The sequence below is a fragment of the Mycobacterium sp. genome (assembly GCF_032162605.1).
In the GTDB taxonomy this organism is placed as follows: domain Bacteria; phylum Actinomycetota; class Actinomycetes; order Mycobacteriales; family Mycobacteriaceae; genus Mycobacterium.
Genome location: NZ_JAVROT010000383.1, coordinates 1 through 11292, shown reverse-complemented (window position 1 = coordinate 11292; position 11292 = coordinate 1). Strand labels below are relative to the sequence as shown.

At 66.3% G+C, this 11292-nt stretch carries 10 protein-coding genes; 5 read left to right on the top strand and 5 right to left on the bottom strand.

The genetic code is table 11. The features are described from left to right. Positions 1-1069 (top strand): CaiB/BaiF CoA transferase family protein (locus tag QOI01_RS21615; protein ID WP_526384548.1); only part of this gene is annotated, 1069 nt, incomplete at its 5' end. Here the strand turns inward: QOI01_RS21615 and QOI01_RS21610 are convergent. The 5 genes from QOI01_RS21610 to QOI01_RS21590 all read right to left on the bottom strand — a co-directional run bounded on the left by QOI01_RS21610 (position 1066) and on the right by QOI01_RS21590 (position 6454). Next, the gene (locus QOI01_RS21610) at positions 1066-1776 is read right to left on the bottom strand and encodes a TetR/AcrR family transcriptional regulator (RefSeq protein WP_526384546.1); all 711 of its coding nucleotides are present in this window, start codon (positions 1774-1776) and stop codon (positions 1066-1068) included. The two genes, QOI01_RS21615 and QOI01_RS21610, sit on opposite strands and share 4 nt — an antisense overlap. Continuing rightward, on the bottom strand, positions 1760-2554 hold the full coding sequence (locus tag QOI01_RS21605; protein WP_526384544.1) for an alpha/beta fold hydrolase: 795 nt from the start codon (positions 2552-2554) through the stop codon (positions 1760-1762). Before QOI01_RS21605 ends, QOI01_RS21610 begins: the two co-directional genes overlap by 17 nt. Before the next feature lie 272 nt (positions 2555-2826). Further along, the gene (locus QOI01_RS21600; protein ID WP_526384542.1) at positions 2827-4020 is read right to left on the bottom strand and encodes an amidohydrolase family protein; all 1194 of its coding nucleotides are present in this window, start codon (positions 4018-4020) and stop codon (positions 2827-2829) included. A gap of 17 nt (positions 4021-4037) precedes the next feature. After that, positions 4038-5318 carry an acyl-CoA dehydrogenase family protein gene (locus tag QOI01_RS21595; protein ID WP_526384540.1) on the bottom strand — a complete coding sequence of 427 codons (1281 nt, stop codon included), beginning with the start codon at positions 5316-5318 and terminating at the stop codon, positions 4038-4040. 8 nt (positions 5319-5326) lie between these two features. Then, on the bottom strand, positions 5327-6454 hold the full coding sequence (locus QOI01_RS21590; protein ID WP_526384538.1) for an acyl-CoA dehydrogenase family protein: 1128 nt from the start codon (positions 6452-6454) through the stop codon (positions 5327-5329). A 148-nt stretch (positions 6455-6602) separates the two neighbouring features. Here QOI01_RS21590 and QOI01_RS21585 point away from each other — a divergent pair, with 148 nt between their 5' ends. The 4 genes from QOI01_RS21585 (at position 6603) to QOI01_RS21570 (ending at position 11020) form a co-directional block, all read left to right on the top strand. After that, positions 6603-7442 carry a hypothetical protein gene (locus QOI01_RS21585; protein WP_526384536.1) on the top strand — a complete coding sequence of 280 codons (840 nt, stop codon included), beginning with the start codon at positions 6603-6605 and terminating at the stop codon, positions 7440-7442. After that, a complete protein-coding gene (locus QOI01_RS21580) occupies positions 7427-9028 on the top strand; it encodes an AMP-binding protein (RefSeq protein WP_526384534.1) in 1602 nt (533 codons plus the stop codon). The genes QOI01_RS21585 and QOI01_RS21580 overlap by 16 nt, the downstream gene beginning before the upstream one ends. Positions 9029-9077: 49 nt before the next feature. After that, the gene (locus QOI01_RS21575) at positions 9078-10190 is read left to right on the top strand and encodes an NAD(P)H-dependent amine dehydrogenase family protein (RefSeq protein WP_526384532.1); all 1113 of its coding nucleotides are present in this window, start codon (positions 9078-9080) and stop codon (positions 10188-10190) included. Between the two features lie 461 nt (positions 10191-10651). Continuing rightward, on the top strand, positions 10652-11020 hold the full coding sequence (locus tag QOI01_RS21570) for a hypothetical protein (protein WP_526384530.1): 369 nt from the start codon (positions 10652-10654) through the stop codon (positions 11018-11020). The last annotated feature ends 272 nt before the right edge of the window (positions 11021-11292 follow it).

The following is an 11292-nucleotide window of genomic DNA, read 5'->3' as shown; positions in this document are numbered from 1 at the left end:
GGGCATGCCCGTCGGTAGCGGATCCTTCGCTCCGCTGATGGAACACCCCAACCGCGGTAAGCGCAGCATCGGCCTGGCCTTGGAAAACCCTGACGCGCTGGAGATTCTGCGCGAGCTGATCCGCGGCAGCGACGTGTTCCTCACCAACTTTCTGCCCGCCGCGCGCCGCCGGCTGGGCCTCGAACTCTCCGACGTCCGCAAGATCAATCCCGACATCGTCTACGTCCGCGGTTCCGGTTTCGGCGCCCGCGGCCCCGACAGCGAGAAGGGCGGCTACGACAGCACCGCTTTCTGGGCTCGCGGTGGCAGCGCGCTGGGGACCACACCGGTGGACTACGACGGGTTGTGCGTGATGCCCGCAGGCGCCTACGGCGACTCGCTGGGCGGGATGACCATCGCCGGTGGCATCGCGAGTGCGTTGTTCGCCAGAGAGCGCACTGGTGAGACCTCCGTCATCGACGTGTCGTTGCTCGGCGTCGGCGCCTGGGCGAACGCACTCTCGGTGGGGTTCGCGCTTCTGGAAGGCGGGCCGCCGGCGCGGCGCGAGCCCGGCAATTCGGCGCGCACGAACCCGCTGGTCGGCAACTACCGGACCGCCGACGACCGATGGCTCGTCCTCGCGATGCTGCAACCGGGCCGCTACTGGCCCGAGTTCTGCCGACGCATCGACCGTGTCGACCTCATCGCCGATGAGCGGTTCGCCGACGCCGAGGCGCTGATGGCACATGCGCCCCAGGCCGCAGAGCTCGTACAAGAGGTGCTGGCGGAGCGGCCGCTGGCCGAATGGATCGAACGGTTCGCCGGCATGGAAGGTCAGTGGGCCGTCGCTCAGGACCCATGGGAAGTGAGCCAGGACCCGGCTTTACGCGCCAATGGGATGATCGCCGAAGTGCTCGACACCGAAGGCACCACCCAGGAACTGGTAGCCAACCCGGTCCAGTTCGACGAGACGCCCGTCAGGATCTCTAGGGCGCCGCAGTTCGCCGAACATACCGACGAGATCCTGCGCACCCTCGGCAAGACCGACGACGAACTGATCGAGCTCAAGATCAGGGGCGCGGTCACCTAGGCAGAAGCGGCCTCACTGGCGGTCGCCGGGCGGAGGATGGCGGCCGAGCAGAACGCCCACAGGTCATCGATGGTGGTCGACCGACCGCCAGACAACACTGCCGAGTGCGAGGTCGCCAGTAGAAGCTCCTGGAGAAGCGCGGCCTGGGTGGTCAACGGGACGTCCTCCCGGAGCAGGCCGGCGTCGGCGACCTCTTTGAGCAATTCGATGATGAGGGAGTGCAGCGGTTCGAGAGCGTGGGTGAGGTCGTTCGGCCGCGATTCGGTCAGTCGCAGATGCAGGACGCTGAGCCCGCGAGCCAACCGGGGAGGCATCGCCGTGATCTCGGATATCGCTTCCAACAATGCCTTGAGCCGCAACACCGGATTGGCGATGCCATCGCACCGCTCGCGCAGCATCGGCAGGGCGGTGGTGCGCAGGATCGTCTCGTAGACGGCCAGCAGCAGGCTGTCCTTGCCGTCGAAGAAGGTGTAGAAGGTGCGCTGCGACATGTTCGACTTGTCGACTACGTCCTGGATGGTGAAGTCGCTTTCGTCGCGCTCGCCGAGCAGTTCTACCGCCGCTGCAACGAAGCGATCGCTGCGAGCCTGGGCCCGCGCGCGGGCGTTGCGCAGCGACCGGTCGACACTGTCCCGCTGCCAACTCGGTTCGTGCGCCTCGGCCGGCTGATGGTCCTTCTTCGGCTTCACCTCAGTTGACCGCGCCATGACTCCCCGCTCTCTCGAGTTCGACTTCGGTCAAGAAGTCGTTGATGACGTCCCTGACGGTATCCGGACGCATCTTGTGGGCCGAGTGTCCCGCGCCGACGATGTGGACGAACCGTGCCCGCTCGTTGAGTTCTGCGAACCGCCGACCCTGAAGCTGTCGTGTCGATTCGTCGCTGTCGCCCGCCATCAACAGCACCGGACACGAGATGTCGGCCAACGCGTCGTCGGACAGTTCTGGACGAGCCACGCTGTCCTCGTGCAGCGCGGTGACCAGCTGGCGCCAATGTTCCGGCCCATGGGTGGCCTCGTGCAGGCGTCGCAGCGCGAACGGCCAGGTGCGGTGCAGAGTCTCGAGGCGCGGTACCCGGTAGTCGCTCGGGCGTCCGGTGCCAGGGCTGATCAGCGCCAGTGATCGGGCGGTGCCCGGAGCCGACAGCTCCAGCATCAGTGCGATCTCGGCACCGTAGGAAAACCCGACGAGATGGGGCCGGTCCAGTTCCAGCTGGTCGATGAGCTGGTGAAGATCGGTGCAGACCGCCTCACCCGTATGTGGTGTGCGGGCAAACTCGGATCTGCCGTGGCCGCGGATGTCGGGCAGGATGCCGCGATACTTCGGTCCCAACGCGGCAGCCAGTGCACCCCATTCGAACTCGCCGGTGGCGGTGGCGCCGTGGACGAAGACGATGGGTTGCGGCCCGTCGCCGACAACGGAGTACGCCAGCGTCAAGCCGTCGGACTCGTAGGTGAACCGGCTCCGCACATCCTTCTGGTCCGTCATGAGGCGATGTCATGCTCGTCAGCGGACAGATGGCAGTGCCGGTCGAGGGCGGACGACTCAAGTTCAGCCTTCATTTTCCCTTCGTGCCCTCCGGTGACGTCTACGTAGGTCTCACGTTACGCCCATGGTGGTCTACCAATACGAAACCATGATGTGCCGCCAGTCGAGGTTAACACGCTAAAGCAAAGCCAGCCCACCTACCATCTGCACCCATCATTGGAGTTCGACGGGGACCGACCCGACGCCGCCCGATCGACACAGAACGAGGTGACTCAGCCGCTGGGGGGAATCAACCCGAGAAGGTCGAACATGTTGCCACCCATCATCTTTCGCACGTCGGCGGCCGGGAACAGATCCCCCATCTCCTTCGCCCAGTGCAGCGGGTCGGCCATCCCCTCCGGATGGGGATAATCAGACCCGAACAGAATGTGTTCGGGCGACACGAGCTTCACCAAGTCCTCGATGGAGTCTTCCCAGAACGGGTTGATGAACAGGTTGCGCAGGAACACTTCCCGGGGATGTTCGGCGAATTCCTTCGGCATCTTCTGGTAAGTCTTCTCCAGCGCCTTGAGACACGGGATCGCCCAGCTGCCACCGTTTTCCACGCTCGCGAGTTTGACGGCCGGGAATCGGCTGAGCATGCCGTGGCAGATCGCGGCGGTGATGGTGTCGTTGATGGCCCGCCCAGGCGACACGGCGTCATAGAACGGGTTGGGCTTGAAGGCCAGCGTCTCGCGATTGGTGCCCTCCCAGTCGTTGACGTACCGCTGGTAGCCGGAGTCCGACGCATGGAGCGCGACCAGCACACCGGATTCGGCGACCCGCGCCCAGAACGGATCGAATTCGGGCAGGAAGGGCGAGCGGGTGCCCCGGTTGCCTGCGACCGGCGCCGGCCGCATCAACACGACTCGAGCACCTCGATCCAGCAGCCAGTCGAGTTCGGCGACCCCGCGTTCGGGAATGGACGGATTGACGATCGGGGTCGCGAAGATCCGGCCGCGGTAGTTGAACGTCCACTCGTCGTAGAGCCACTCGTTGAACGCGTGGATGACGGTGCACGTGAGCTCCGGGTCGTCGGCGAGTCGGACCTCGAGCAGGCTGGCCAGCGTCGGGAACATCAGCGCCGCATCGAGTCCGAGTTCGTCGAGCAGCCGAAGACGCGGCTCGGCGGTGCGGTACTCCTCACCCGTGCGCATCGGCTTGCCCGCCAGCTCCCGCAGCGACTTGCCGTCGGGATTGTTGCCGGAGAAATACTCGGCGAAGGCCCCGGGACGCGCGACGACGTCGAACGTGGGATTGGGGATGTAGTCGCTGATTACGTTGTCGACGGCGATCTTCGTGCGCCCGTTGATCTGGACGTACTTGAACAGCCCCTCGTACTTGGCTGGCAGGTATCGGGTGAACGCGTCCTGGGTTTCGTACAGGTGGTTGTCGGCGTCGAATACCGGAAAGTCGAGTTTCCCCATGTGTGCTCCTTGGTCGTTCACGATCGAGGCCGTGAGATGGCTGTATTGGTCCGCACGTCCCGGAACGGGCGGTCGCGGTCCGCGGCAGGCTCGCGCGGCATGCCCAGGACCCGTTCGCTGATGATGTTGCGGGTTATTTCCGTGGTGCCGCCGCCGATGCAGGGTCCTTGGCGGCCGAGGTAGGCCACCCCGAGGTCGCCGGTTGGGTCGTCGTCGTTCCAGGCCACCGCACGATCCCCAGCGAGCTCTAACGCAATGCTGGCCAGCCTGACCCGCATCATCCCGTTGGACAGCCGTGGGATCGATCCGGCTGCCGCGGGCAGGCGGCCGGTGCGGATGGACGTGGCGATGCGGCCGACGAGGGCGGTGTGCACGCGGGTCAGCACCCGCGCTTCTCCGATGAGTTGCCGCACGCGGGGATCGGTTGCGCCGCCTGAGTCTTGTGCGAGGGCCGCGGCGCTGACCTGATCACTCTCGTGGGCGGCGGTGCGTGGTGCCATCGCATAGGGCGACGACCCGCTCATCGCCTCCCGCTCGTGCAGGAGCAGCCGCGACGCAACGTTCCATCCATCGTCGACCTGGCCGAGGACGTGATCCGCCGGGACGGCGACGTCGTCGAAGAACTCCTGGCAGAAGTCGTCGGTGCCGTCGACGTGTTTGATCTGGGTGATGGTGATACCCGGTTGGTGAACCTTCACGATCAGAACGCTGAGCCCCTCGTGCTTGGGCACATCCCAATCGGTACGGGCCACGCATAAGGCATAGTCCGACTTCCACGCGTAGGTGCTCCAGATCTTCGACCCGTTGAGCATGAAGACGTCGCCGCGGCGGTCCGCCCGGGTCAAAGCCCCCGCTAGGTCGGACCCGCCGCTCGGCTCCGAGAGAAACTGGACCCACAGTTCCTCGCCCTTGAGCGCGGCCGGGATGAACCGCTGCTTCTGCTCTTCGGTGCCGAAGTCAAGGATGGTCGGCAAGATGATGGTGAAGGTCGGGGTGTTGAACAGTCGCGGCAGCTCGTAGCCGTAGGTCACGTCGATGAACGCGTTCTGGTATTCCGCAGGCAGCCCGCGGCCGCCGTACTCGACCGGGTAGCACAGTCCGGCGAACCCCGCATCGAAGAGTTTGCGTTGAATCGCCTTGGCGCGCAACACGTGGTCGGCATCGTCGGTGGCGTGTCCCAGGTAGGGGTCGGCGCCGTTGAGGGGTTCGAGGTTCGCAGTGACCCACTCCGTGGCTCGCGCGTGGAAGGCGCCCAAGTCTTCGCCCAGTTCCCCGGGCGCTACCGTCGTCGCAGTCATGGCTGTTCCTATCTGTCGGCGAGGAGCGCCACTTGGTCGCGCTGCTGTATCGGATCGCCGTAGGTCTGCCGATCAACGAGGACGCGACGCAGGTATAGGTGCAGGTCGTGCTCCCAGGTCACTCCGATGCCGCCGTGCATCTGGATGCAATCCTGGATCACCTCGGGGCATCGCTCGGCGACGTAGGCCTTGGCGATGCGGACCACCTCACCGGCGTCGGGAGCGCCGTCCTGCACGGCCCTGGTGGCGTCGACCGTGATGGCGTGGGCTGACTCGAGCCACAGTTTCATGTCGGCGAAGCGGTGCTTGAGGGCTTGATAGGACGCCAGCGCGCGGCCGAAAGACGAACGGTCGAAGGCGTATTGGACGGTGAAGTCGAAGACCCGGTCGGTCGCTCCCACGATTTCGGCACACTGCAATACCAGGGCGGTCTGCAGCTGCGCCTCGAACGCCGCCGAGGCGCATCCCAGGACACCCACCAACGCCGAGGCCGGTACCCGAACGCCGTCGAACCCAAGTTCGGCGTGTTTGCGGACCAGGTCGAGCCCGCGCAACGGGGTGATCCGCAGCCCGGGCGCTGACGAGGGCACTAGAAACTGCGACAGACCTTCGGGTCCGGTCGCGGTCACCAGGAGCCAGTCGGCCTGCCCGCCGGTGTCCACCGGTCGCTTCAGCCCGTCGAGGACGAACTCGGCACCGGCGCGACGGGCCCGCAGCCTCATCCCGGCGGGGGTGACATCACGGCCCGGTTCCGCGACGCACCACGCGGCGACCGATTGACCCGAGAGCAGGTTCGGCAGGACCTGCGCCGCGACCTCGTCGGAGGCGTCCCGCGACAGGGTCTGCGCGACCACGTTGGTCGCGAGCAGGGGCCCCGGGGACACCATCGCACCCAACTCCTCGGCGACGAGGGCAAGGTCACGCAGCCCCGCGCCCGAAATGCTCCCTCCGCCCCAGCGCTCGTCCACGAGCAGCGAGGTCCACCCGAGTTCGGCCCCGCGCTGCCACCACCCGCGGTCGAACCCGGCGGGGTCGTCAATCAGCGCCCTGACCCCGGTCAACGGCATGGTCGAATGCAGGAACTTGCGGGTCGTGTCCCGCAGCAACTCCTGATCCGGGGTCAGCTCGAGATCCACGGTCGGCCTCCATCATTGCGAAGATCCGAATGCGGATCCGATAACGTCATCCTTCTAAAACTAATATGACTAGTGTTCGAAAAACAACACGTTCACTGCGTAATGCGATGATGATGTTGTCGCCGGTGGGTCGAGGAGGGATCGCAACGTGGCTCGGGACATCCGCGAGGGGCCGGTAGAGGAGTACTGGGACCGGCTGCGGGAAATGATGGGTCCACGTGGCCTCATCACCTACTGGTATCTCGGCCGCGCCTTCAACCAGACCATTGACCCCGACACGGTGCGGCTGCGTCGCGACATGCGGAACAGCAGAAGCGGGATCATGGCGGCGCCACTGGCGATCGCCGCACCCGAAACCGGTGGCTGGCGCGATCGCGAGGTGATCCCCGCACCCGTTACCTATGGACTTCACATCCTCGACGACGCCCGTCATGTCGCCGAGATCCGGGTGTCCCGCAGCACTGTGCGCCGCGGCGCCAAGATGGGCTTCAGCCGATCGCTGATCACCGACGCCGCCGATTCCTCCCGCGTCATCGCCGTCACCACCGGCGTCGGCGTCACCCTCGGTGATGCGCCGCCATCGTTTCGGCCGGTCGACGTACCCCCACAGCTGCCCGACACCGCCGACCTCCCGCCGCTGCACGTGATATTCGGAGCGCAACGAACGGATGACGGTTGGCGACTGCCGGCCCTCACGTCCCGTCATGCTTCGACGTCGGCGTCCCTGCACTTGGGACCGATCCACGTGGTGTTCGAGGCGGCCGCCATGGAAGTCGCTGCCGAGCTCGCCGGGACCGACGCCGTTCAGATTCGCGACTGGGACGTGCACTTCGTCAGCCCGGGCCGCACCGGCCCGTTCCTCGTGCGGACCGACGGGTGGGCCGGACCCGAAGGGCGGATCGCGGTCCGCTTCACCCTGGCCGACCAAGGCCGCGACGACATGGTGGTCGCGGCCGGCGTGGCGGTATTCGCGTGCGCGGAGCAGTGACGGTGCCGGCGGACGATCCGCGGCGAGCCCTTACGTTGCCCGCCGCCATCCTGGCCGCGGCCAACGCCCGGCCCGACCTCCCCGTCATGTTCTGCAGCGCCACGCGTAGCGAGCGCGTGTCGCTCGCCGAGCTCGTCGGCCAGGCGGCCCGCTGCGCGGCGGCCTTCCGCAAGCTCGGCGTGCGGCCTGGCGACAGTGTCGCGGTCCAGGTACCCAGCCGCATCGAAGGGGTTGTCGCACAGGCGGCCGCGGTGCTCGCCGGTGCGGTACTCGTACCAGTCGTGCCAAGCTACGGACCGCACGAACTGGGCTTCATCCTGCGGGAGTCGCGGGCTCGACTCCTCGTCACGCTGGACCGATTGGGCCGGCGGGACTACCTCGCCGATCTGCGACGCGTCGGCGACTGCCCGGACCTGTCGTCGGTGGCCGTGATCGGGGAATCGGTACCGCCGGGATTCCTCGACTGGGCGCAGCTGGTGAAACGCAGCGAGCCGTTGACCCCGCCGACACCCGTCACACCGGACGAGGTGTGCCTGCTGGTCTACACCTCGGGGACGACTGGCAAGCCCAAAGGGGTGCAGCACACCCACGCCACCCTGCTCGCGGAGCTGCGGACACGGCTGACCGGCGTCGCGACCGACAGCGTCATCCTCGCGGCGTTCCCGTCCGGCCATATCGCTGGCACCCTGGGGCTGTTGCGGATGCTGCTCCAGGGAATGCCGCACGTGGTGCTGGAGACCTGGGATGCCGCGACCGCAGCGCATCTCATCAACGAGCACGGTGTGACCGCAACAGGTGGAACGCCGTTCTTCCTGACCACGTTGCTCGACCTCGCGGACGAGGTCGACCTCTCCTGTCTGCGTGAGTACGGGGTGGGCGGCGCCAGCGTGCCGCCGAGTGTGATCGAGCGGGCTCACCAGCACGGAATCATGGCCTTCCGCGCCTACGGTTCCAGCGAGCATCCCTCGATCAGCGGGGGCTCGGCCGAGGACGCCCTCGACAAACGGGCGCACACCGACGGCAGGCTTCTCGACGGCGTCGAGGTCCGGATCGTCGATCACACGCTGCAGGACCTCCCTGCGAGCAGTCCCGGCGAAATCCTCAGCCGCGGTCCCGAATTATTTGCGGGATATCGTGATTCGACATTGGACACCGACGCCTTCCTGCCCGGACGGTGGTTTCGCACCGGTGACGTCGGCGTGCTCGACCCCGACGGCTACCTCACCATCACCGACCGCCGCAAGGACCTCATCATCCGAGGTGGAGAGAATCTGTCCTCCAAGCTGATCGAGGACATCCTGTCTGAGCACGAGGCGGTCGCCGAAGCCTCGGTCGTGGCGGCGCCAGACCCCCTGTACGGAGAGCGGGTGTGTGCATTCGTCGTGCTGCGGCCCGGAAGCGCTCTGTCGCTCAACGACGTTCGTGAGCACTTCTCCACCGCCGAGACCACACGGCAACTGATACCCGAACGTCTCGAGCTCGTCGACGACCTACCTCGCACGCCCACCGGCAAGGTGCGCAAGGACGACCTCCGGAAACGCCTGCACCGCCCCGGTGATACCGGTGGAGATGATCCCGTCCAATGACGCCACTGATCCATGCCATTCGCGAGCCTCGCGTCTGACCGTGACGTGCATGCCACCACTAGCTCAGGAGGCGTCCACCATGTCGCATCGCGTCATCCAATGGGGTACGGGCAATACCGGCGCGCACTCGCTGCGCTTCCTACTCGACGACCCCGCGTTCGAGATCGTCGGCGTATGGGTGAACCGGGAGCAGAACGTCGGACGCTCCGCAGGTGAACTCGCGGGATTGGCGAAGGGTGGCCCCAGCGCAACCCACGACGTCGACGAACTCCTCGCGCTGGACGCCGACTGCGTGGTGTACATGGCCGCTGAGCCCGGCGGGTCGCCCAAGGAGCCCGGCACCGACGGCTGGGAAAGCGTCGACACGATGTGCCGACTCCTCGCCAGCGGCAAGAACGTGGTAGCCACCGGAATCTCCGGACTGACCAACCCGCGCGCATTCGGCGACGACGTCTACGAGCGTCTGCGCCTGGCGACGGAGTCAGGCGCGACCACGTTCTTCGGCACCGGCATCGAACCCGGCTTCATGTGCGACGCACTGGCGCTCAGCCTCAGCAGTATCTGCCGCGACGTGCGCTCGATCCGGGCCCAGGAGTGTCTCAGCTACGCGACGTACGACCAGCCGAATTATCACGTCTCGAACGGCGGGATCTGGGGCGCGCCGTGCGATCCGAGCTACGGTGACGCGTTCGCCCAGCACGTCCTCGCGGCAGGCATGGGCGGCCCGGTGCTCTTGCTCGCCGACGCGCTCGGCCTCGAACTCGACGACCTCACGGCCGTGGCCGACCTGGCCGCCGCCGGGGAGGGCTTCGACGTACCCATGGGGCCAATACGCAAGGGCACCGTGGCCGGATACCGCTTCGAGCTACGGGGCGTGGTCGGCACAGAGGTCAGGATCGCACTCGAACACGTCACGCGGATTCATCCGGAGGTAGCGCCACATTGGCCGTCGGTCGGCACGGGCGGCTTCCGCGTCATCGTCGCGGGCACACCGTCATTCACCACCGAGGTCGTCTTCAACGAGGACGATCAGACCACTGCGGGCTGCGTGGCTACCGCGGCGCGCGTCGTGAACTCGATACTGACCGTGTGTGCCGCACCGCCGGGCGTCTGCTCGTTCCTCGATCTGCCGACGATCACTGCGAAGGGGTCCTTCGCCTGACAATTGCTGTCGCCCAACTAGTTTCGGCCGTGCGCTCAAAGCAGGCCGCGGGCGCCGTGCGGCGGCAGATCGAGGTAGGTCAGCACACCAGGCGCCGCATCGCAGACCACCGGAATGGCATTGGTCACCGGCGTGACCGCGACGATGTAGCCGGCGTCAGCTGAGTACCAGTCAGCCGCGTCGATTCAGCGTCTCGTCGACCAGGTCCACGCCGAAGACCCTGATGTTTGCGGCGATTCGCGACCCGGCACGCCATCGAGCCGATCGGGCCAAGGCCGAGCACCAACAGCGGTCTGGCGCGATTCCAGCGCCATGGTCTTCGATTGAGTCGGGACTTCCCCCCGCCCACAAATGGTGGGACCGTATCTATAGACCTTCGCAGTCGGAGACCTACTCACACGACACCGATCGGTGTCGGCGCCGCCGAGGCTCCATATCAATGATGCACACCGGGAGAAGCGATGAACGCATCCCTGACGGATTTCGACCAGAACGCACTGTCGACTCACGTCGCCGCCGACCAAGGCGTTTACCACATCAGCATCGACGCCGGTCAGTACCACGTCGCGTATGCCGACATCCGGCCCTCGTGTTCCAGCGTCGAGCTCAGCATTGACATCGCGCCGGGGAACCCCTCGCCCCGTCTACGTCGCCGCCTCATCGACGCGGTGTTCGACCTCGACATCATGTGCACACCTCGAATCATCTTGGCCGCCTTGCCCCTCGGTGACGTCGACCTATTCGACTGCGTGGCCGAACACTGCGCCAGCGTTCACACGAGGTCGGCTGGATGTAGCTGCCTGGTCGACGGACGTCTTCTGGGGGAATAGCGTTGCGGCGGCGTCAGGTACACACTGGCCGCGGCAGCGATGCCATCCCACTGGGCCATGAAGCGGCGCTTCTTCCCTTCTCCACATCACAGCGGGATCCTGGCACCCATCGGCGATGCGGAGCGCGAATGCAACACGACGCTGCTCCCGCCCGATCTCGCGTCAGCCCCGCGTCGCCAGATCGTCATGCGTCGCCGCCCGCGTCCCAGACTTGCAGGTCACGAGTGATTGCGCGGCCAAGTCATCACGTCACGTTTCACGCCATCTCGGCA